We start from the raw sequence: 20,866 nt of genomic DNA, 5'->3' as shown, positions 1-20,866 counted from the left end.
TGTCAGTCGCCCTCGTGGCGACCGGCCCCACAACAGGGGGCGAGGACGAAGATAGGCAGTGAGCGGGGCGCTTGTTCGGGTTTCACCAATACTGGGGCAGACAAGTTGAGAAATGCCCGAGTGTCCGCTTCCGCTGGGACGAGAAGTGGGGTAGCGACCCCGGCGTCAGGAGGTCCGGCCGGCGGCCGTGAGCTCCCAGATCCCAGGCCGGGACTTGGCCATCAGGCCCTGCTGGATCAGCTGCTGGCGGGCCCGTCGCGCGGCGTACCGCCAGCGCAGCTCACCCTCGGGCGTGAGCTGCCGGTCGCCCTCGAGGAGCTGCTCGCCGATGCGCGCCTCGACCGCCTCGAGCACGTCGTCGGCGGGGAGCTCGCCGCCGGCCTCGTCGAGCACGGCCACGATCACCGGCGCGATGGCCTCGGGCTGGGTCCACCGGCGCGGAGCACGGCGGACGGGGGCCGCGGGGGTCGAGGCCGTGGACGCTCGCGGGGTGCTCGCCTTGCGGACCGTCGCCCGGGTGGGCGCGGGCCGCGCCTCCGGCGGGGGCGCGGGCGGCATCCCGTGGATGCAGTGGGCCTTGGGCAGGTCACACAGGTCGCAGTACTCGTCAGCCATCAGGGACGAGGGTAACGGGCCGTCGCGCCGACCTAAGCGCCCAGGCCGTCGAGGTACGACGCGAAGCCGTGCGGGGCGCGGGCCTCGCGACGCCCGGAGGTGACCGCCGCGAGACCGCCGGCGGCGATCCACGGCACGCCCGACCGGCGCAGCGCCCGGACCAGCCCGACGTCCTCGTGGACGGGCAGGTGCGGGAACCCGCCCACCCGGCGGTAGGCCGCGAGCGTGAAGCCGAGGTTGGCCCCGTGGACGTGCTCGTGCCCGTCCCCCAGCGCGTGCCGCTCGCGCCACAGCGCGTGCTCGTGGTCGGTGAGGTCCCGCGGGTCGGGCAGCACGGTGCCGACGACGAGGGCGTGGCCGTCGCCCGCCAGGTCGACCTGCGCCGTCAGCCAGTGCGGCGGCACGACGGTGTCGGCGTCGGTGCTGGCGACCCACACCCGGGACGGGGCGACGCCACGCGCCCACCCGGCGGCGGCCTCGACCCCCGCGGCACGGGCGGCCCCGACCTGCCCTGCCGCCACCGGGACCGCGGTGACGCCGCGACGGCCGGCGACGACGTCGGCGGTGCCGTCGACGCAGGAGTCGAGGACCACGAAGACGTGGCAGGCGATCGTCGGACGGGCATCGATGAGTGCCTGCACCGCGAGCGCCAGGGAGTCCAGGCAGGCGGGCAGCAGCCGCTCCTCGTCACGGGCCGGGACGACGACCGCCAGCGCCTGGACCGTGGTCACGAGGCCCTGCCGAGCACGTGGAGGACGAAGTCGGGGTCGTGATGCTCGGCGAGCACCCGCGCGCCGCCCGCGAGGAACGCGTCGTGGACCGCGGGGCCGTCGAGCGGCCAGCCGACCAGGTCGTGGCGCCAGTGGCACAGCAGCAGGTGGCCCTCGGGGGCCAGCGACTCCCACGCCCGCAACACCAGCTCTGCCAGCGAGTGAGGGGAGAGGAAGTAGCCGACCTCCGACACCGACACCAGGTCGAAGCGGCCCGCCGGCCACTGCGCCGGCACCTCGGCGCGGCGTACGACGACGTGGTCGGTGCCGGCCAGCCGGGTGCGGGCGGCCTCCACCGCGGCCTCGCTGGAGTCGAGGGCCAGCAGGTCGTCGCAGCGCGCCGCGAGGTCGACGGCCAGCGCGCCGACCGAGCAGCCGACCTCCAGCGCGTGTCCGTAGTGCTCGCGCGGCAGGCTGGCCAGGGTGATCGCGCGCTTGCGCCGCTCGTACCACCCGTCCACGTCCCACGGGTCGTCCCGGTCGCGGTGCACGCGGTCCAGCGCGTCGTCGCCGGCGGGTGCCGCGGGCTCGAGGACGACCTCCACGTCGCGGTCGAAGTGCGCGAGCAGCGCCCGGCCGAGCAGCACCTCGTCGCCCGGCCGGTCGGAGAGCGGGGCCACCTGGCTGGCGTGCGCGGCGACGGCCGCCCGCTTGGCCTCCCAGGCTCCTGCGTCGAGCCGCACGCCGCGGGCGTCGGGCCACGGCACGTCCTGCGCGGTGCCCCAGTGCCACATCCAGACGGGGTACTCCACCAGTCGTGCGTCCGTACGCCGCGCGGCGACGGCGGCGGCCCGGCCCACGGCCTCGTGGTCGGGGTGCCCGTCATGGCGCCAGGGCGCGGCCAGCAGGGTGTGCTCCCCCGCGTCCCCGACGGCGTCGACGATCGCGGCGACCAGCTCCTCCTCGAGGTCGACCAGCCCGCCGTCGGGGTGCCCGAGACACACCACCTCCGCGCCGGGGGCGAGCAGCGCCGCCGCCCGCTCCAGCTCGCCGCGCCGGCGGGCCGACAGCGCGCCCGGGTCGTGGGTCGGGGAGGTGGGGTGGGACCCCTCCCCTGCCGTCGCCGAGACCACCAGCACGTCCCAGCCGGCGCGCCCCGCGAGGTGCACCAGGCCCCCGGCGCCGAGCGTCTCGTCGTCGGGGTGGGCGCCGACGACCACCAGCCGGCCGAGGCCCGCCGCCTCGAGGTCGGCCAGGTCGAGGTCGGGCAGCGGGTGGTCGGCGAGCGCGCGCGACCACGCCGCAGCCGGGGTCCCCTCCTCGTCGTGCCGGAAGTGGGGGCCGGTCCCAGGGCCGGTCCCAAGGCCGGTCGCCGAGCCCGGGACGGGTGCGGTCACCATGCCGGGTCCGGGTCGTCGAGCAGCAGGCCACCGAGGGCGGCCTGGTCGCGCTCGGCGTGCCACTGCCGCACGTAGAGCTCGAGGTCGACCACCCGGCGTACGTGCTCCTCCTCGGTGGCCAGCGGACCCGGACCGAGCGCGTGGGCGGACCGGGTGAGGACCTCCTCGGTCGCGCTGGCCACGACCTGCCGGACGCGCAGCGCGGCCCGGGCCCCCTCGACCCCGAGCAGCCGCCCGGCGTCGATGGCCGCGGCCGCGTCGGCGAGCGCACAGCGCGCCGCGTGCAACGCAGCGTCGACGGCACCGAGGTGCATGAGGGCGACCTGGTCGGGCGTGCGGCCCCCGGTCGCACCAGCCACCATCCGGCGCGCGACGCCGACCGCCCCGCCGTACCAGACGGCGGCGACGCCGATCCCGCCCCACGCGAAGCCGGGGCGCTCGAGGTACCAGCCGGCCTCCCCCACCGCACCGGCCGGCACGGCGTCGAGGTCGACCGGACCGGAGTCGACGTCCGGCAGCCCCCGGGCGACCCAGGTGCCCGGCACGGGGGTCACCCCGGGCGCTCGCAGGTCCACCTCGAAGAGGCGTCGTTCCTCGCCGGCCCACGCGCTGATGAGCGCGCGGTCGACGTGCGCGGCCAGAGAGCACCAGTGCTTGCGGCCGGTCAGCGTCCACGACGACCCGTCGGGGTGCGCCTGCAGCGGCGTGCCGGGACCCTCGGCGGCGTACACGCCCCACGTGCCCGGGGCGACCGGAAGCCCGGCCTGGCCGAGGATCGCGAGGGCGTCGAGGTGCGGCTCCAGCACGCGCGCCACGGTGAGGTCGGCGGCACCGAGGGTGGCGAGGGCCGACCAGAGGTGCGCCGTCGACCCGGAGCCGGGGTGCGGCAGCGACGCCCCGGCCTCGGCGGCGAGGGCGATGGCGGCGGGCACGTCGGCGGCCGCGTCCCGCGCACGTCCGGCGAGCGTCGTCAGCTCGTCGCGCTGCGCGGCGGTCGGCTCGGTGAGCAGGACCGGGCGGGCCGGCTGCTCGGGACGGCGTGGCTCGGCGGCCATGGAGCTCCTCGGGTGGGCGGACGCGCGGGGATACGTCCTGCCCCCGACGCTAGTGATCGTGTCGAGCGCCGGGACCATCCCGACGGGTGCCCGCGGTGTGACGTGCCCTGCACGAGGACGCTGTGGCTTCGCGGGCGTGACAGCATGGCGAGGCCGGTCCGAGGGAGCCCGCCGGCGCGACGTGAGAGGGAGGCGCGATGCGCATCGAGGCCAGCGGTCCGCGCCCCGCGGACGACGCCTGGGAGCAGTACACCCGCACCTCCGCGTGGCCGGAGTGGGCGCCCCAGATCCGTGCCGTGCGCGGCGTCAGCGGGCGCATCGCCCCCGGCGACCGCGGCGTGGTGCACGGCCCGTTCCCCCTGCGCGTGCCCTTCACCATCGTCTCCGTCGACCCCGCCGCCCGCCGGTGGACGTGGCGGGTCGGCGTCGGCCCGCTGTCGGTCGTCCTCGACCACGGCATCGACCGGCCCGTCGCCTTCGAGGGCTGCACCGCCTGGGCCGACGTCCACGCGCCCGCGCTGCTCGTCCGCGCCTACGCCCCGCTGGCCCGGTTGGCCCTGCGCCGGCTGGTGTCGGCATGACGGACTCCGCGCCGGAGGCGGTGCCCGGCGCAGCGCCCGAGCGCAACGTCCTCGGCGGCGAGCTCGAGCCCTGTGGCACCGACCCGATGACCGGCTTCCACCGCGACGGCTCGTGCGTCGTCGGTCCGCGGGACGTGGGCCTGCACGCGGTGTGCGCGGTGATGACCGAGGAGTTCCTCGCCCACCAGAAGGCCGTCGGCAACGACCTCAGCACCCCGCGTCCGGAGTGGGGCTTCCCCGGCCTCGTGCCCGGCGACCGCTGGTGCGTCGTCGCCGCGCGCTGGCTCCAGGCGTACGCCGCGGGCGTGCCCGCACCGGTCGTCCTCGCGTCCACCTCGGAGCGCGCCCTCGAGGTGGTCGAGATCGAGATCCTGCGCGAGCACTCGGTCGACGTGCCACCCGACCTGAGCGCCTGGGGCTGACCTGTCTTCACCTGGCTCGTCCCGTTCGGTGGACGATCGTGCCGGCTTTCCCTAGTCCTCTTTACCGAAGCGCATGACCCGCTAGATTGACTCGCGTCCCACTGGTGTCGCACTGAAGGCAGTCGCATGTTCTCGGAGGATCGCCGTCAGGCGCCACGTGACGCACCCCCCGGCGGGGTCGAACGTCGCCGTAGGGCCGACCGGGCCGACCTCCCCGCGGGCGTCGAGCGACGTCGCCAACGCGCGGTCGACAGCCTCGGCCTCAGCGCCCCGGTGCGCCAGCAGCGCGACGACCGGTTCGACCGCATCACCCGGCTCGCCGCCCGGGTGTTCCACGCCTCCTGGTCGTCGATCACCGTGCTCGACGGCGACCAGGCCTGGTTCCCCAGCGCGCAGGGCTTCGACATCCCCCTGATGCCCCGGCAGGACACCTTCTGCTCACGCACCACTCACAACGCCCGCCTCACGGTCGTCCCCGACGCGTCCCTCGACCCCGACTTCGCCGGCCTGCCGGCCGTGGTCAACGACGGGATCCGCTTCTACGCCGGTGTCCCGCTCACCGACCAGCTGGGCAACGTCGTCGGGGTCTTCTGCGTCTATGACCACGCCCCCCGGACCATGCCGGGCTCGGACCTCGAGACCCTCGAGGACCTCGCCGCGTGGGCCCAGTCGGAGCTCGTCGGGTCCAGCGAGATGCTCCGCGCCGGCACGGTGCAGAAGGCCATGCTCCCGGCCGCCCCGATCCACCGCGACGACTGGCACGTCGACGGCATCTGCCTGCCGGCCCTGGCGGTCGGCGGGGACCTGTTCGACTTCGCGGTGAACAACGGCGTGGTGCACATCGGCCTCGGTGACGTGATGGGCAAGGGCACCGGCGCCGCACTCGTCGGCGCCGGGGTCCGCGCCGCCGTGCGCAGCACCCACCCGGAGGTCGTTGGGGGCGCCGACCTCGGCAGCACGACGTACCGCGTCGCCCGCACCCTGCAGGAGGACCTGGACCGCGGCGAGTCCTTCGTGACCCTCTTCCAGTGCGCGATCGACGTCGCCGACGGGACGCTGCGGTACGTCGACGCCGGCGCCGGGCTGTGCGTCGTGGTCCGGACCGACGGCTCCGTCGAGCGGCTGCAGAGCAGCGACCGGCCGATCGGGATCCTGCCCGACGACACCTGGACCGAGCACCGCGGCCACCTCGCACCGGGCGACCGGATGCTCGTCTTCAGCGACGGGCTGCTCGACCTCCTCGCGGACCAGGTGGAGTGGTGGCACGAGGTCGGTCGCCTGGTGGCCGCGCACGAGGAGCCGTCGAGCCTGCTTCTCGCCGTGCGCGAGCTCGCCACCGAGCAGGTCAGCCTCGACGACGTCACCGCCGTGGCGGTGTACCGCCGGTCCGAGGGCGAGCGGTGAGCGACGCGCGTCGCTTCGTCGTCCGCATCGTCGCGCTCCTCACCGCGATCCTGGGCGTCAACTACGTCGCCTGGCGGTGGCTCTTCTCCGTCAACTGGGACGCCTGGTGGATCGCCGTCCCCCTGGTCCTGGCCGAGACCTACAGCCTCATCGACTCACTCCTCTTCGGCATGACCGTGTGGAAGCTCAAGGGTCGCGGCGAGCCCCCCGTGCCGGAGCCGGACCTGACCGTCGACGTCTTCATCGCGACGTACAACGAGCCGCTCGACCTCGTCCTCGGCACCGCCCGCGCCGCCCAGCGCATCACCTACCCCCACCGGACGTGGATCCTCGACGACGGCAACCGCGCCGAGCTGCGTGCCCGCGCCGAGGCCGAGGGGATCGGCTGGATCACCCGCTCGGCCGACTGGACCGACATGCCGCGGCACGCCAAGGCCGGCAACCTCAACAACGCCCTGCTGGCGACCGAGGGCGAGTTCCTGCTGATCCTCGACGCCGACATGGTCCCCAAGCCCGAGATCCTCGACCGCACCCTCGGCTACTTCCGCGACGAGCGGATGGGCCTCGTCCAGACGCCGCAGTACTTCGTCAACGTCCCCGACCACGACCCGCTCGGCAGCCAGGCCCCGCTGTTCTACGGCCCCATCCAGGAGGGCAAGGACGGCTGGAACGCCGCCTTCTTCTGCGGCTCCAACGCCGTCATCCGGCGCGAGGCGCTCATGCAGCTCGGCGTCTCGCGGTACGCCGGGGAGGTCGAGGTCGGCGTGCACCGCGCGCTGCGCACGGCCCGCTCCGTCATCGGCCAGGCGCGCAAGGACCTGGCTCCCGACCAGGTCGAGGTGCGTCAGGCGCTCGACGAGATCGACTACGACATCGCCCGGGCCCGTCGTGACCTCGACCGGGGCGAGGCGCTCTTCGACGTGACCTACCGCTTCCAGAAGCGGGTGGCCGCGACCCGCCGCGAGCTGGTCGGCGCCGACCTGCGCTCCCTGAACGAGGACCTGGCGATCATCGCCGGCCTCGACCGGCTGGCCGACGACCCCGACCTCAGCCTGGCCACGATCGACGAGTCGGCGCTGCTCCAGCTCGCCGACCGCGAGTGGTCGCCCCTCGGGGCCGTCGAGACCGTCGAGGCCCTGGTCCGCTCGATCGACGTCGACCTGGGCGGCGAGGCCCAGCCGGTGATGCCGATGGCGACCATCTCGGTGACCGAGGACATGGCGACCTGCATGCGGCTGCACGGCCTCGGCTGGCGCTCGGCGTACCACGACGAGATCCTCGCCGAGGGGCTCGCGCCCGAGGACCTGCAGACCATGCTCACCCAGCGGCTGCGCTGGGCACAGGGCACGGTGCAGGTGATGTTCCGCGAGAACCCGCTCGTCCAGAAGGGGCTCACGCTGGCCCAGCGGCTCATGTACTTCGCGACGATGTGGAGCTATCTCTCCGGGTTCGCCGCGCTCGTCTACATCGCCGCCCCGATCGCCTACCTGACGCTCGGCGTGCTCCCGGTGCAGGCGCTCAGCACCGACTTCTTCGTGCGGCTGGTGCCCTTCCTGCTGATCAACCAGCTCTTGTTCTTCGTGGTCGCCGACGGCCGGCCGACGTGGCGGGGCCAGCAGTACTCCCTGGCCCTCTTCCCCGTCTGGATCCGGTCGTTCACCTCGGCCTTCGGCAACGTCTTCCTGGGCCGCTCGCTCGACTTCGCGGTCACGCCCAAGGAGAAGCGCGAGGACACCGGCCTGCGCTGGGACCTGGTCAAGCCGCAGCTGGTCGCGATGGGCCTGCTGGTCCTCGCCCTGGTGGTGGGCGGGGTCCGCCTCGCGCTAGGGCAGGCCAGTCCGTTCGGCACGATCTTCAACATGGTGTGGGTCGTGTTCGACCTGGTGGTCTTCTCGGTGATCATCCAGGCCGTGCGCTACCGCGGCTTCGAGCCGGACGCTTCCACCGGGACCTCTGGCACCGGGACCACCACCGACGGGGCCACGGCGGCCCGCACGTCCGACGAAGGAGCAGCATGATCGAGTTCGACGTCCGCACGACCGACGACGGGATCGGCGTCGTCGTCCCCCGGGGCCGGCTCAACATGGTCGCGGCCCGCCAGCTGCGCGAGACCCTGACCGGCCTCGTCGAGGGCGGCACCTCCCGGATCGTGGTGGACCTCGCGGAGACCACGTTCCTCGACTCGTCCGCGCTCGGCGCGCTGGTCGCCGGGCTCAAGACCGCCCGGCAGGCGGGCGGGGACCTGCGCATCGCACGTCCCACGGAGTCGGTGCTGACGGTCTTCAAGCTGACCAACATGGACAAGGTGCTGCGTCCGCGCGACGACGTCGAGGGCGCGTTCCATGGATGAGGCCCGCGGGGCGGTCGAGTCCTTCGAGGCTCCCGTCGAGCCGGAGAGCCTGGACCTCGTCCAGGACCGGCTGGAGACGTTCTGGGCCCACGACGAGTCCGTGTCGGCCGCCGACCGGATCCGCTTCGAGATGGCGCTCGTGGAGATCGTCGGCAACATCGTCGAGCACGCCTTCGAGCTCGACGCCGACGCCCGCGGCCGGTTGCTCACGGTGGCGCTGACACTGGGTCCCGACCGGATCGAGGCGGTGCTCTCCGACAACGGGCTGCCCGCCGCCATCGACCTCGGGGCGGTGACGATGCCCGACGAGGACGCCACGTCCGGGCGTGGCCTCGCGCTGGCGGTCGCCGCGGTCGACGAGGTCGGCTACGAGCGGGTCGAGGGTCGCAACCACTGGAGGCTCATGTGCCACCGGAACGCCGACTGACCGGGGTCGGTCGGCGCGCGCTCGCTGCCCTGCTGGGCACGGTGGTCCTGGGTGGTGCCGTGGTGACGGGTGCGACCGCGCCCTCGGCCGCCGACGACACCGCCCCCTCCCCTGCTCCGGGCCAGCCGTGGTTCGGCCCCGGGCTGGACTGGGAGGAGGACCTGCCCGACGAGTACGCCGAGCGGCTCGGGGAGACCCCGTCGCTCTACGCCCAGCGGGTCCGCTACCCGCTGACGCAGGACGACCGGGGCTACCTGGCCGGGTTCGCCGAGCTGGCAGCCACCCAGGGCGCCGTCGCCGTGCTCACCCTCGAGCCGCAGGTCTCCCTCACGTCGCTGACCTCGCGGGACGCCGCGGTGCTGGCCGAGGAGCTGGCCGACCTGCACCACCACTTCGACACCCACTTCCTGGTCCGCTTCGCCCCCGAGATGAACGGCTCGTGGGTCATCTGGGGCCAGCAGCCCGACCGCTACGTCGCCGCCTTCCGCACGGTGGCCGACGCGGTGCACGGCATCACGGACTCGGGCTCGGGCGCGGCGGACTCGGGCTCCGACTCGGGAGCGAGCCGGGCTGGGCACGCCGAGATGGTGTGGGCCCCGGCCTACGGTGCCGGCTACCCGTTCGGTCGCTCGTACGGCGCCGTCGACGCCGCCGGCCAGCGGATCGCCCAGGTCCTCGACACCGATGGCAACGGGACCGTCGATGACGGCGACGACCCGTACGACCCCTACTTCCCCGGCGACCGCTACGTCGACTGGGTGGGGCTGTCGCTCTACCACTACGGCGACCGCCAGGACTTCGGCAACAACGCGGCCCCCGCCGCCGGCGCGTTCAAGGCCCGCCTCGACGACCGGTTCGGGTACGGCGTCCAGCAGCAGCGCCAGTCGTTCCACGACCGCTACGCGAGCCGGACGCGACCGATGCTCGTGGAGACGTCTGCGCTCTACAACACGGCGTACGACCGCGGCGACTCGGAGCGCCGCCTCAAGCGGGCCTGGTGGCGCCAGGTCCTGGCCGGCGCCGCCGGCCGCCCCGCCATCGGGGCGATCAGCTGGCTGGAGCTCACCCGGCCCGAGGCGGAGATCGACGACGAGGTGGCGGACTGGCGGGCCACCCACACGCCCGGCCTGGCCGGTGCTCTGCGCGCGGATCTCGATGCCTCCGACGTCGCGCTCGGACCCGTGACCCGGGTCGTCGACCCGCAGGCGGGGTCCACCGACGGGTCCTCCCCCGCTGCTGCAGAATCCGGGTCCGACGGCTCCGTGGCAGACGGGTCCGGGGCGGACGGCTCTGCCTCCGACGACGGGGAACCGGCGGTGCCCTCGGCGGACTGGGTCCCGGTCGGCCTCGGGCTGATCGCAGTCGGCTACCTGCTCTACCGGCTCATCACCCGGCGGCGCTCCTCCGCCGAGGCCTGACGCCGCCAGCCGCCCGGTTGCGGAGGTGCGCAGCTCTGGGGGCAGCGCTCGCAACATTCCCTGCGCACCCGCGCAGGCATGGCGACCCGGGTCCCGCTCTTCCCTGCGCACGTGCGCAGCTCTGGAGACAGCGCTCGCACCCTTGCCTGCGCAGCCACGCAGGAATGGGGACCTGGTCTTCCTCTTTCCTGCGCACCCGCGCAGGCATACGGACGAAGGTCCCGCCCTTGCCTGCGCACCTGCACAGGTATGAGCACACACCATCGCGCTCTTCCCTGCGTACATGCGCAGGCAACGGGACCGATCCGCCCGTCGTAGCTGCGCACGTGCGCAGGCAACGAGAGCAGTCCTCCCGTCAGAGCTGCGCACCCGCGCAGGTAACCGACCTGTCGCGGTCTTCAGAGCTGCGCACCCGCGCAGGCAACCGACCCGGCCCGTCCCCCAGAGCTGCGCACCCGCGCAAGCACGAGCGACCGGGTCGCGTCAGACCGCTGGCAATCCGCGCACGTACGCCACCTGCCCGAGGTGCTGGAGACAGTCGCCCTGGATGCTCACCAGCCGCACTCCGACGGTGACCGGCGGATCCCAGTGCCGGTCGATGACCCGGTCCAGCTCGTCCTCGTCGACGCGGGCGAGGTAGGCGCTCGTCGCTGCGGCGACATCACGGTGATAGTCGAGGAGGAGCGCCGGGTCCGCGATGCGCACCGCATCGACCTGCGCGCTCGTGTGTCCGTAGCCGATGTCGTCGAGGCCCTGGCTCATGCCGAGACGCGCCTGCCACGACTCCCAGACCTGCGGCTCGCCGGACAACCCGGCCACCTGGTGGTCCTGGCCGCGCGCGACGTGCCACAACAGCCAGCCGACCGGGTTGCCCGTGCCGCCCGGGCGGTGGTGGAGGGCCTGCTCATCGAGCCCGTCGGCGAGGTCGGCGTACAGCTCGGAGATGCGGCCGAAGCCGTCGGTCAGGAGTGCGCGGGCGTCCATGCTCCCGACCGTACGCCGCGCCCGACCGCCGCGGAACAGGCGCGGAGGCTGCCACCGAGCCTGGCACCGGGACCAACGGCGATCCCTCCCGTGACCGAGGTCCCTGCCACAGGCTCCGGCGCAGCACGACGATGGGGACGAGGGCACAGCGCGTGCCCCGAGGGAGGGACACGTCATGGCCCCGTCGCGGAGCGCGGTGAGCCGGCCGGGCAGTCCCGTCCGGTCCGTGACCCGCGCCCAGGTGATGCTCGGCGCGAGCTACCTCGTGGCGATCTGCATCCTGGCCGCCTCGGCGTACGGGCTGCTCGCCGACGAGCCCTACCGCGACCTGCCAGAAGCCACCGTCTTCGCCGCCCAGGGGCAGGACGTCGTCAGCCTCCTGGTCGCGGTGGGCCTGGTCTTCCTCGCGCTCCCGGCCCGGTTGACGCCGACGCGCCTCCTGGCGTGGCTGGGGCTGCTCGCCTACGTCGTCTACAGCTACGCGATCTACCTCATCGGCGTCCCGATGAACCAGGTCTTCCTGGTCTACGTCGTCCTCGAGTCGGTCGCCGGGGCCGCCCTCCTCGCCGGCCTGTGGCGCCTGGCCTCGATGCGCTGGCCGACCACCGCCTCGACCCGGCTGCGCCACGGGACGGGCTGGATGCTGATCGTCGTCGCCGTACTGTTCGCCGGGTTGTGGCTGTCGACGCTGCTGCCGTACGCGTTCGGGGGGAGCCCGCCGGAGCCCGAGGGCCTCGGTGGCGCGCCGTACCCCGTCTTCGTGCTCGACCTCGTCGTCGTGCTCCCCGCCATTGCCGCCGTCGGCGTGATGCTGCTGCGCGGACACCGGCTCGGGCCGCCGCTGGCCGTGGTGGCGCTCATCAAGATCGTCACGCTGTTCGTCGCGCTGTGGGCCGGGCCGGCTTATGCCCTGGCCACCGACGGCCCCGTCGACCTCGGACCGGACGCCGGTCCCACCCTGCTGCTGCTCGTCGTGAGCAGCTGGCTCGTCACCCGCTGGTGGCGCGCCCTCACGGAGGAGTCCTCATGAACACCCTGGTCGTCTACGAGTCGATGTGGGGCAACACCCGGGCGGTCGCGGAGGCCGTCGCCGAGCGCCTCGGCGACGAGGTGACGCTGGTCGACGTGGCCGACGCACCCGAGCGGCTGCCCGCCGACCTCGACCTCCTCGTCGTGGGCGGGCCGACGCACGCATTCTCGATGAGCCGCGCCTCGACCCGGCGCGACGCCGTCGGCAAGGGCGCCGACTCCCGCGACGTCGAGCGCGGGATCCGGGAGTGGCTCAGCACGGTCGTCGCCCCCGAACCCGTCGACGTGGCCACCTTCGACACCCGCGTCGGCTCGGTCAAGCACCTGCCCGGGTCCGCGGCCAAGGCTGCCGGCAGGGACGTACGCCGCCACCACCTCGGACAGCTGGTCGCGACGGCCAGCTTCTTCGTCGACGACATGGACGGGCCGCTGTCCGACGGCGAGCTCGACCGGGCCCGCACGTGGGGCGCGTCCCTGGCCGGGTCGACGGCGGCGCACGACTGACCGCGGGCTCCCCGCGGGTGTGGCGGGCCCTCCCGAGCCGTGTGATGCTCGATGGCGTGACCCACGACGAACCCGCCCCCGAGCACCGCCGCCCCGAGGGCGTCACCGACGCCACCGTCGAGGCCCTCGGCAAGCTGTCCGCCGCCCTCGACCACGTCGAGGACGCCCGCGGTCACCTCTACGCCTTCCACCGCCTGATGGGCAGCGCCGAGAGCACCCTCGAGGAGGCGACCGCCATGGTCCGCGACGCCGGCCACGACGACATCGCCGACGCACTGGACCGCGGCGTGCTCGGCCGCAACCCGCTGCCGGGCATGTGGTCCTTCCAGATGGTCGAGGCCTTCGACGACGGCTTCTACGCCGAGGCGAAGGGCATCCAGCAGCGCGCGATCGACGAGCTCATGGACGGGCGACGCCACGTCTTCGAGGCCGAGATGAAGGAGCTGCGCCGCACCCGCGGACGCGAGGGACACGAGGCGACGCCGGACGACGCCGACGGCACCGTCTGACCCGTTTCCCGGCCGTACGCCGACCGGTCACCGCATGCCCTTCCGCGAGCGGCCGTCGTACGGCAGGCTCCCGGCCATGAACCGTCATCTCGGGACGGGTCGGGCGCTTGCGCTCGCGCTCGTCGGTGCCCTCGTCGTCCTCCTCTCCCCCACCTCGCCGACCATGCCGGCCGCGCAGGCCGCCACACCGCTCACGGTGTCGCAGGCCATCGGGCAGCAGAACGGCTCGTCGCAGGCCGTGCGCGGCTACGTCGTCGGGCAGCCGACCGCCACCAGCACGGTGGTGAGGTCCGGCTTCCCCAACGATTACGCGCTCGCCATCGCGGACTCGGCGAGCCAGACCAACACGTCGCAGATGCTCTACGTGCAGATCCCCTCGGCGTTCCGCTCGCAGTGGGGGCTGAAGACCAACCCGTCGCTGATGGGCAAGCAGATCGACGTGACGGGCGCGCTGTCGGCGTACTTCTCGCACCCCGGGATGACCAGCACGTCGGCCTTCGCGCTCGCCGGCGGCGGCACGACCGAGCCACCCCCGACCGGCGGCACGAGTCCCTGGGACAGCACCTACTACGCGCCTGCGATCGGCAAGACCGGCACCGCGCTGCGGACCTCGCTGCACGACATCATCGACAACCAGACGACGCTGTCGTACGACGCCGTGTGGACCGCGCTCAAGGACACCGACCAGGACCCCGCCAACACCAACAACGTCATCGAGCTCTACACCGGACGCTCGATCTCCAAGTCGAGCAACGGCGGCAACGCCGGCCAGTGGAACCGTGAGCACGTCTTCGCGCAGTCGCGCGGCGGCTTCACGACCAGCGCCGGTCCCGGCACCGACCTGCACCACCTGCGCGCCGAGGACGTGACCGTCAACGGCACCCGCGGCAACAAGGACTTCGACAACGGCGGCACCGCGGTGTCGGGCTGCACCGACTGCCGGACCGACGCCGACTCCTTCGAGCCGCGCGACGCGGTCAAGGGCGACGTGGCGCGGATGCTGTTCTACATGGCGGTGCGCTACTCCGGCGACGACGGTTTCTACGACCTCGAGCTCAGCACGGTCTCCGGGAGCGCGGTCCCGCGGCTCGGCGACCTCGACGTCCTGCTCGCCTGGAACAGCGCCGACCCGGTCGACGCCTTCGAGATGCGTCGCAACGACCGCATCCACGCGCAGTGGCAGGGCAACCGCAACCCGTTCGTCGACCACCCCGAGTGGGCGACGTCCATCTTCGCCGCCTAGGAACCGGCCGGGAGGACGTGCGCGTCGGCGCCGGGGAAGACGAGGCCCTCGTGCCCGTCACCCCACCGCACGACGTACGGCGGCGCGCCGTCCTCACCGCGTACCTCGATGATCTCGCCCTGCCGACGGGGCGCGTCGACCTTGTTGCTCTCGGCGACCAGGCTGTCGCCCACCTGAGCGTGCATCACACCCACCTGCCTCTTGTCTGCCTCGCGGGCAGCCCCGAGCGGGCGTCCGCCTCCTCCCACGATGCTCCGCCGGGGACGCCACCACAAGGGTCCTTCAGCCCGGTTCCGCCGACGCCGCGCGGCCGCCCTCCACCGGGCCTACTCTCAGTCATGGCGTTCAGGCAACGGCGCGACGGACGGTACGTCGACGACCTGCCTGCGCTCCGGCGGATCGTTCCCTACCTGATGCGGACGCGCATCGGGTCGCAGGTCTTCTTCCCGCAGCGGATCGAGGTCGACGGGCTGCTCGCATGGCTCGCGGAGACCAACGCCGGCCGCCCCCACGAGGAGCGAGTCACCCTCTTCCACGTCTTCCTCGCCGCCATCGCCCGGACCCTGCGGCTACGGCCGGAGATGAACCGCTTCGTCGCCGGCCGCCGCACCTACGAGCACACCGACATCAGCATCTCCTTCATCGTCAAGCAGGGGATGCGCGACGACGCCCCGGAGTCCGAGGCCCGGCTGGTCTTCACCGGTCGCGAGAGCGTCGACGACGTACGCCGTCTCGTCGACGCCGGCGTGCACGGCAAGCGCGAGCACGCGCGCGGCGGGGACGACCGGCTGGTCGACTTCTTCGCGTCGTGGCCGCGGCCGGTCCTCAACGGCATCGCCTCCTCGATCCGCTGGCTCGACTACCACAACCTGATGCCCGCGGCGCTGACCGGCGCGATCCCGCTCTACACCAGCGTGTACGTCGTCAACACCGGCTCGATCGGGGTGGCCCCGCCCTTCCACCACCTCTACGAGCCCGGCTCGGCGAGCATCTTCGTCGCCATCGGCCGGGTCGCTCCGCAACCGGTCGTCGACGACGCGGGGCAGGTCGTCGCGCGCACCTGCGTCGACCTCGTCTACACCCTCGACGAGCGCGCCTCGGACGGCTTCTACTTCGCCCGGACGGCTGAGGTGTTCCGCCGGCTCGTCTCGGAGCCGGCACTCCTGGCGGACCCCGACCTCACCGTCGACGACCTCGTCCCGGTATGGCCGCCCCCTCACTGAGCGGACGGTCCTCGCTGCTGCTCACCCGCGGACCGGGGCTGGCCGGGCTGCTCGTCGAGGTGGGCATCGTCGTGGTCGCGCTGGTCGCCAACCTGGCCGTCCGCTGGCTGACCCTCGACGACCTGGCGCTCGCGGTCTCGCACGCCCACGACCTGCTGGCCCTCGAGGTGGCGTGGGGCCTCGATTGGGAGCACGCCGCCCAGGACGCGGTCCGCGCCGTGCCGTGGCTGGGCACGTTCGGCGCGTGGTTCTACGTCTGGGGCTACCTGCCCGTCGTGGCGCTGGCCCTGGTCGTGCTCTACCTGCGTCACCCCCCGGCGTACGCGCGCCTGCGCAACGCCCTGCTCGCGGGCGGGCTGGTGGGGCTCGCCGTCTACCTCCTCTACCCGCTGGCACCGCCGCGGCTGACGGACCTGGGGTACGCCGACCCGATCGCGTCCAGCCTCGTCGAGCCGTCCGCGCGGCCCGTGGGCATCGCCAACGAGATCGCGGCGATGCCGAGCTTCCACGTGGGCTACCTCGTGGTGGTGTCGGTCGTGGTCCTCGGCGTGACCGACTCGGTGCTGGTGCGCGCGTGGTGCGTCCTGCACCCGCTGCTGATGGCCTGGGTCGTGGTCGCCACCGGCAACCACTGGGTGCTCGACCTCCCGGCGGGGGTGGCCGTCGCCGTCCTCGGCCTGTGGGTGGCCGACCGGATCGCGCGCACCGGTGACGAACCGCCCGCCGGCCGCTAGCGTGCGAGACATGCGTCGAGCACTCTTCGTGCGGGTCAACCGGGTGGCCAACTGGTTCGTACGCCGCGTCGGACTACGCCGCTTCCGCGGTGGTGACCTGCTCTACCTCACGACCACCGGGCGCAAGAGCGGGCAACAGCGGACCACGCCGGCGCTCTACCTGCGCGACGAGGGCCGCTGGATCGTGGTCGCCTCCAACGGCGGCGCCGACTGGGAGCCCGGCTGGTGGCTCAACCTGCGCTCCGGCTCCCCCGCGTCCGTCGAGGTGGATGGGCTGACCACCGCCGTCACCGGCGTCGAGGTGGACGGCCCCGAGCGCGAGCGGCTGTGGGCGCGGCTCAACGAGATGTTCGACTTCGACGCCTACCAGGCCAAGGTCTCCCGGCGGATCGCCGTCGTGGCGCTCACGCCCGCCCACTGACCTTCCTCGGCGCCCGGTTGCCCCGCACGTCCTCCTGCTCGACGAGCTCCTCGAGGTCCTTCAACCGGTCCAGCCCGTTGACCGCCCGCGCCATCCGGTGGTTGCCGGCGAGCTCTTCACGGTGCCGGTCGAGGAACCACCAGTAGCCCGCCGTGAACGGGCAGGCGTCGTCGCCCACCCGCACCCTGGGGTTGAAGCGGCACGATCCGCAGTGGTCGCTCATCGTGTTGATGTAGGCGCCGCCGGACGTGTAGGGCTTGGTCGCCATCACCCCGCCGTCCGCGTGCTGCGACATCCCGACCACGTTGGGCACCATCACCCAGTCGTAGCCGTCGACGAACGCCCGGTGGAACCAGTCGGTCACCTGCGTCGGCGCCCACCCGCGCTGGAGGGCGTAGGAGCCGAGCACCATCAGCCGCGGGATGTGGTGGACCCACCCGTGCTCGGCGACCTGGTCGAGGGTGTGGGACAGGCAGCGGGCGTCGGTCGCGTCGCCGTCGAGCTCGGCGAACCACTGCGGCATCTTCTGCTGCGCGCGCAGCGCGTTCCTCCGGCGGTAGCCGTCGCCCTGGTGCCAGTAGAGGTGCCACACGTAGTCGCGCCATCCGATGACCTGCCGCACGAAGCCCTCGACGCTCGCGATCGGAGCAGCCCCGCTGCGGTACGCCGCCTCCGCGCGCTCGGCGACCTCGAGCGGGTCGAGGAGCCCGAGGTTCATCGGGGCGCTGACGAGGCTGTGCGCCATCCACGGGTCGCCCTCGAGGATCGCGTCCTCGTGCGCGCCGAAGTCGGGCAGCCGGTGCTCGACGAAGTGGTCCAGCGCGGCCAGCGCCTCCCGCCGCGTCGCGGCGAAGCGTCGTACGCCGTCGCGGCCGATGAACGCCACCTCGCCGTCGCGCTCCCACCGGTCCAGGTCCTCGCGCACCTCCGCGTCGATGTCGTCCTCGGTCGGCCACCACGGCTCGGTGACGCCGAGGGTGGCCGCGCCCTTGGGCGGCGGCTGGCGGTTGTCGTGGTCGAAGTTCCACTGGCCGCCGGCCGGTTCACCGCCGTCCATGAGGACCCCGTGCGCCTGCCGGGCCCGCCGGTAGAAGTCCTCCATGAGCAGCCGCTTGGCCCCCCGGCCGGCGGCCCAGCGCTGGAAGTCCGCCCGCGGGGTCGCGAAGCCACGCGGCTCCAGGACGGTGGCGTCCAACCGCTCGACCAGGCCCAGCGCCGCGTACGACGTGGGGTGCACGACCTCGACGTCGTCGTGCTGCCCGACGACCTCGGCGTACGTGTCGGCGCGGACGTAGGTGAGCCGGTCGCCGAAGTCGGCCGCGCGGTGCCGCATCGCGCTGAGCACGAGGTGCGCCTTGGCCCGGTGGAAGCGGCGGCGCTGGAAGACCGCCTTGGACTCCACCATCAGCAGTGGGCCGCGGTGGTCGTCGGTGAAGTGCGGCCCGAGCTGGTCGCCGAAGAGCCACCGCGTCGTCATGGCGCCACCCTAGGCACGCCCTCCTCGGTGGTCGGGGTGCGAGCGCAGCCAGCCCGCCCTCGGTGGTTGAGGTGCGAGCGAAGCAGGCCCCCTCGGTGGTTGAGGTGCGAGCGCAAGCGAGCCTCGAAACCCCCGCCGCGAGGAAGGTGTGGGATCGGTGCCACCTGGTGACACCGATCCCACACCCAACTCCCTTGCTCGCCACGAGCCTCAAACCCATCGACCGGATGTGATCGTTCGCCAGCGAGCCTGAGTGCCATTCACGCAAAGTTGGACACTCATCAACCAAGGAGAGAATCTCGTGGAGAGCGCACCCATCCTGGCCTGGACCTTCGTGTCGGAGATCCCCATCCCGGACGACATCGGCCCCATCCTCGTCTCGGGCGAGAAGCCGGTCATGGCCTACAAGACCTTCCGTGACAGCGCGGTCTTCACCACCAAACGGCTCATCGTCCGCGACGCACAGGGGATCACCGGCAAGAAGGTCGAGATGTACTCGCTCCCCTACTCCGCCATCAACATGTGGTCCTCGGAGAACGCGGGACGAATGCTTGACTTCAACGCCGAGCTCGAGCTGTGGACCCGCGCCGGCCACATCAAGGTCAAGCTCAACAAGGGCGTCGACATCCGCCGACTTGACCACCTGATCTCCTCGGCAGTCCTCGGCGCCTTCTGAAGCCACGTAGGTGTGGGGTCGGATCACCTGACGACACCGATCCCCCACCCACGCCCCGGCGGTTGTGATCGCTGGTCGCGATGCCAGCGCGGCTGGCCACGAGTCACCCAGCTCCGATCACGACGCCGCGGTCAACGGCTCGTCGAGGAGGCGGACGAGCCCGGGCAGCAGGTCCTCGAATGGAAGCGTGAACGCCCTGACCTCCGAGGCTGACAGCCGCGGCCGGTGGGTCAAGGCGGCGGTCAGGCAGTTGGCCCACTCCTGGAACTCGGGAAGCGGGGCGAGCTCCACCCGCACCCCGGGTCCGGCGACACCCTCGAGCAGCGGACCCCACGCCGGCAACTGGTCCAGCGTCCCGCGCCAGGGGCAGCCTGCGGAGCCGACGAGGGCCCAGCCGTTGAGCTTGTGGACTAGGTCGGCGTACCCCTCGTGCCCGATCACCACGCCGTCGCCGCTGAGCCTGTGGCCGGCCGCAATGACCCCGAGCTGGCGGGCATCGAGCGGGCTGAGGAGTCCGCGCACGGCGTCGAGCACGGTCGGAGACGCCGACCACTCCGGGCCCGGGAGCTCGCCATGCGGACCGAACGCGGTGAGCCACGGCCCGCGCGCCGCCAGCAGCCACTCGTGGGGGATGACATCAGCCACCGCCTCGGCGGAGAGCAACGCCAGCACCACGTCGCGGAGCAGGCGAACCACCGACGCCTCCTCGCGGGACTCCCGTGGGCCGGGTCCGAGGAGTGAGTCCAGCGTCTGACGCCATCGAGGTAAACCGGTGACCCTCTGCACGAGCGCCTCCGCTGCCTCCCGAAGCTCCTCCAGTGCGCGGGTACGTCCGACCGACCGCGCCGAGGCCGCGGCCGAGGAGGCGGGGAAGGTCACGCTGCCACCTCCGATCTCGACATCCACCGCGTGGCGAAGCAGGCAGTTGAGCTGAGTGCGGCTCGCTCCCCACAGCTGGGCGCCCCGCGCCTGGACCACGGCCGTGAGGGGGCCGAAGGGCTGGCGAGGGTCGAAGGTCGGCGCCGCGGCAGGTCTCCACGATGAGGGTGGGGTTTGTCGCCGGGCGTCTGCGAGCGCGGACACAGCGTCGCGGAGGTCGCGCTCGGCGCGCGTGCGGGCGGCCGGCGTGAGCGGGGTGAGCGCCCCCTCCAAGGGGCGGGTGAGCGACCAGGACACCGGTAGCACCTTGGCTCCGGGAGCGATGCCGAACGCCTCCAGGTGCTCCCGGTCCGCCGGCGGGCAGAGCTCGAAGTCCGCGACCGCGACGCCCGCGTCGAACTTCTCCCTCCACGTGTCACCCACCGCGAGGGCGCCATCCAGCAGTCGCCAGGCCAAGGTGTTGAGCAGCACCGTCCGGTCATGTGGACTGAGCATCCAGTCCTCTCCGGGGTCCACGCCGCGGTTGGGGCGGGCCCACAGGTGCAGCTCGGGCAGCCCGCGATCGTGCAGGCCAATCGTGTAGGCGAAGTCACCGCCCTCGCCGTCCGGGTCGAACACCGACTGGACCGTCCAGAACGGCCGTCGGTCAAGGCGGTCGTGGTCAGGTTGCATGGGCTTCGTCTCTCTCCTGGCTCGGCGGTCGACCCCGAGCCATGAGGAGATCACCGACCACCGACAACGACGGCCTCGTCGGCTGAGCACCTGTGGAGAGCGCGCGAACCGTGGGGATCGCCACCTCCGCGTG

General features: G+C 73.0%; 23 protein-coding genes. 15 read left to right on the top strand and 8 right to left on the bottom strand.

Features of this window, described 5'->3' with window-relative positions; genetic code table 11:
• Positions 1-165: 165 nt before the first annotated feature.
• The 4 genes from DAE25_RS02845 to DAE25_RS02830 are packed head-to-tail and all read right to left on the bottom strand — an operon-like array spanning position 166 to position 3,780.
• On the bottom strand, positions 166-615 hold the full coding sequence (locus DAE25_RS02845; RefSeq protein ID WP_234410808.1) for a winged helix-turn-helix domain-containing protein: 450 nt from the start codon (positions 613-615) through the stop codon (positions 166-168).
• Positions 616-647: 32 nt separating this feature from the next.
• Positions 648-1,346: a glycosyltransferase gene (locus tag DAE25_RS02840; RefSeq protein WP_107764686.1), complete on the bottom strand. Its 699-nt coding sequence runs from the start codon at positions 1,344-1,346 to the stop codon at positions 648-650.
• Positions 1,343-2,725: a bifunctional PIG-L family deacetylase/class I SAM-dependent methyltransferase gene (locus DAE25_RS23010; RefSeq protein WP_159083530.1), complete on the bottom strand. Its 1,383-nt coding sequence runs from the start codon at positions 2,723-2,725 to the stop codon at positions 1,343-1,345. The genes DAE25_RS02840 and DAE25_RS23010 overlap by 4 nt, the downstream gene beginning before the upstream one ends.
• Positions 2,719-3,780: an acyl-CoA dehydrogenase family protein gene (locus DAE25_RS02830; RefSeq protein WP_107764685.1), complete on the bottom strand. Its 1,062-nt coding sequence runs from the start codon at positions 3,778-3,780 to the stop codon at positions 2,719-2,721. The genes DAE25_RS23010 and DAE25_RS02830 overlap by 7 nt, the downstream gene beginning before the upstream one ends.
• 197 nt (positions 3,781-3,977) lie before the next feature.
• Here DAE25_RS02830 and DAE25_RS02825 point away from each other — a divergent pair, with 197 nt between their 5' ends.
• The 7 genes from DAE25_RS02825 to DAE25_RS02795 all read left to right on the top strand — a co-directional run bounded on the left by DAE25_RS02825 (position 3,978) and on the right by DAE25_RS02795 (position 10,382).
• Complete coding sequence (locus tag DAE25_RS02825) at positions 3,978-4,361, top strand: SRPBCC family protein (RefSeq protein WP_107764684.1); 384 nt, start codon at positions 3,978-3,980, stop codon at positions 4,359-4,361.
• A complete protein-coding gene (locus DAE25_RS02820) occupies positions 4,358-4,783 on the top strand; it encodes a DUF2237 family protein (protein ID WP_107764683.1) in 426 nt (141 codons plus the stop codon). The genes DAE25_RS02825 and DAE25_RS02820 overlap by 4 nt, the downstream gene beginning before the upstream one ends.
• 126 nt (positions 4,784-4,909) lie before the next feature.
• A complete protein-coding gene (locus tag DAE25_RS02815; protein WP_107764682.1) occupies positions 4,910-6,187 on the top strand; it encodes a PP2C family protein-serine/threonine phosphatase in 1,278 nt (425 codons plus the stop codon).
• Positions 6,184-8,205: a glycosyltransferase family 2 protein gene (locus tag DAE25_RS02810; RefSeq protein WP_107764681.1), complete on the top strand. Its 2,022-nt coding sequence runs from the start codon at positions 6,184-6,186 to the stop codon at positions 8,203-8,205. Before DAE25_RS02815 ends, DAE25_RS02810 begins: the two co-directional genes overlap by 4 nt.
• Entirely contained in the window at positions 8,202-8,537 is a 336-nt protein-coding gene (locus DAE25_RS02805; RefSeq protein WP_056887786.1) for an STAS domain-containing protein, read from the top strand. The genes DAE25_RS02810 and DAE25_RS02805 overlap by 4 nt, the downstream gene beginning before the upstream one ends.
• The gene (locus DAE25_RS02800; RefSeq protein ID WP_107764680.1) at positions 8,530-8,964 is read left to right on the top strand and encodes an ATP-binding protein; all 435 of its coding nucleotides are present in this window, start codon (positions 8,530-8,532) and stop codon (positions 8,962-8,964) included. Before DAE25_RS02805 ends, DAE25_RS02800 begins: the two co-directional genes overlap by 8 nt.
• Complete coding sequence (locus DAE25_RS02795) at positions 8,943-10,382, top strand: glycoside hydrolase family 26 protein (protein WP_107764679.1); 1,440 nt, start codon at positions 8,943-8,945, stop codon at positions 10,380-10,382. Before DAE25_RS02800 ends, DAE25_RS02795 begins: the two co-directional genes overlap by 22 nt.
• 483 nt (positions 10,383-10,865) lie before the next feature.
• On the opposite strand, the gene DAE25_RS02790 is transcribed toward DAE25_RS02795, so the two are convergent.
• Positions 10,866-11,366, bottom strand: a complete 501-nt coding sequence (locus DAE25_RS02790; RefSeq protein WP_107764678.1) for a mycothiol transferase — start codon at positions 11,364-11,366, stop codon at positions 10,866-10,868.
• A 226-nt stretch (positions 11,367-11,592) separates the two neighbouring features.
• On the opposite strand from DAE25_RS02790, the gene DAE25_RS02785 reads away from it, so the two are divergent.
• The 4 genes from DAE25_RS02785 (at position 11,593) to DAE25_RS02770 (ending at position 14,651) form a co-directional block, all read left to right on the top strand.
• A complete protein-coding gene (locus DAE25_RS02785; protein ID WP_159083529.1) occupies positions 11,593-12,396 on the top strand; it encodes a hypothetical protein in 804 nt (267 codons plus the stop codon).
• The gene (locus DAE25_RS02780; protein WP_107764676.1) at positions 12,393-12,899 is read left to right on the top strand and encodes a flavodoxin family protein; all 507 of its coding nucleotides are present in this window, start codon (positions 12,393-12,395) and stop codon (positions 12,897-12,899) included. The genes DAE25_RS02785 and DAE25_RS02780 overlap by 4 nt, the downstream gene beginning before the upstream one ends.
• 56 nt (positions 12,900-12,955) lie before the next feature.
• Positions 12,956-13,408 carry a hypothetical protein gene (locus DAE25_RS02775; RefSeq protein WP_234410807.1) on the top strand — a complete coding sequence of 151 codons (453 nt, stop codon included), beginning with the start codon at positions 12,956-12,958 and terminating at the stop codon, positions 13,406-13,408.
• 76 nt (positions 13,409-13,484) lie between these two features.
• A complete protein-coding gene (locus DAE25_RS02770; protein WP_107764940.1) occupies positions 13,485-14,651 on the top strand; it encodes an endonuclease in 1,167 nt (388 codons plus the stop codon).
• Here the strand turns inward: DAE25_RS02770 and DAE25_RS02765 are convergent.
• Positions 14,648-14,836 (bottom strand): DUF1918 domain-containing protein, encoded by a 189-nt coding sequence (locus DAE25_RS02765; protein ID WP_107764675.1) that lies wholly within the window; start codon positions 14,834-14,836, stop codon positions 14,648-14,650. The genes DAE25_RS02770 and DAE25_RS02765 overlap by 4 nt on opposite strands.
• 153 nt (positions 14,837-14,989) lie before the next feature.
• Here DAE25_RS02765 and DAE25_RS02760 point away from each other — a divergent pair, with 153 nt between their 5' ends.
• From DAE25_RS02760 to DAE25_RS02750, 3 genes are read left to right on the top strand one after another with little or no spacing between them, the layout of a single operon-like run.
• Positions 14,990-15,874, top strand: a complete 885-nt coding sequence (locus tag DAE25_RS02760) for a 2-oxo acid dehydrogenase subunit E2 (RefSeq protein ID WP_107764674.1) — start codon at positions 14,990-14,992, stop codon at positions 15,872-15,874.
• Positions 15,856-16,608, top strand: a complete 753-nt coding sequence (locus DAE25_RS02755; RefSeq protein WP_107764673.1) for a phosphatase PAP2 family protein — start codon at positions 15,856-15,858, stop codon at positions 16,606-16,608. Before DAE25_RS02760 ends, DAE25_RS02755 begins: the two co-directional genes overlap by 19 nt.
• 10 nt (positions 16,609-16,618) lie before the next feature.
• Positions 16,619-17,029: a nitroreductase/quinone reductase family protein gene (locus DAE25_RS02750; protein ID WP_107764672.1), complete on the top strand. Its 411-nt coding sequence runs from the start codon at positions 16,619-16,621 to the stop codon at positions 17,027-17,029.
• Here the strand turns inward: DAE25_RS02750 and DAE25_RS02745 are convergent.
• A complete protein-coding gene (locus DAE25_RS02745; protein WP_107764671.1) occupies positions 17,013-18,506 on the bottom strand; it encodes a cryptochrome/photolyase family protein in 1,494 nt (497 codons plus the stop codon). The genes DAE25_RS02750 and DAE25_RS02745 overlap by 17 nt on opposite strands.
• Before the next feature lie 301 nt (positions 18,507-18,807).
• On the opposite strand from DAE25_RS02745, the gene DAE25_RS02740 reads away from it, so the two are divergent.
• Positions 18,808-19,182 carry a PH domain-containing protein gene (locus DAE25_RS02740; RefSeq protein ID WP_107764670.1) on the top strand — a complete coding sequence of 125 codons (375 nt, stop codon included), beginning with the start codon at positions 18,808-18,810 and terminating at the stop codon, positions 19,180-19,182.
• A 117-nt stretch (positions 19,183-19,299) separates the two neighbouring features.
• Here the strand turns inward: DAE25_RS02740 and DAE25_RS02735 are convergent, their stop codons facing one another.
• The gene (locus tag DAE25_RS02735; protein ID WP_107764669.1) at positions 19,300-20,733 is read right to left on the bottom strand and encodes a hypothetical protein; all 1,434 of its coding nucleotides are present in this window, start codon (positions 20,731-20,733) and stop codon (positions 19,300-19,302) included.
• Positions 20,734-20,866: the final 133 nt, after the last annotated feature.

The sequence above is a fragment of the Nocardioides terrigena genome, from assembly GCF_003047265.1.
Classification (GTDB): domain Bacteria; phylum Actinomycetota; class Actinomycetes; order Propionibacteriales; family Nocardioidaceae; genus Nocardioides; species Nocardioides terrigena.
This window is presented reverse-complemented; position numbering and strand designations above follow the sequence as displayed.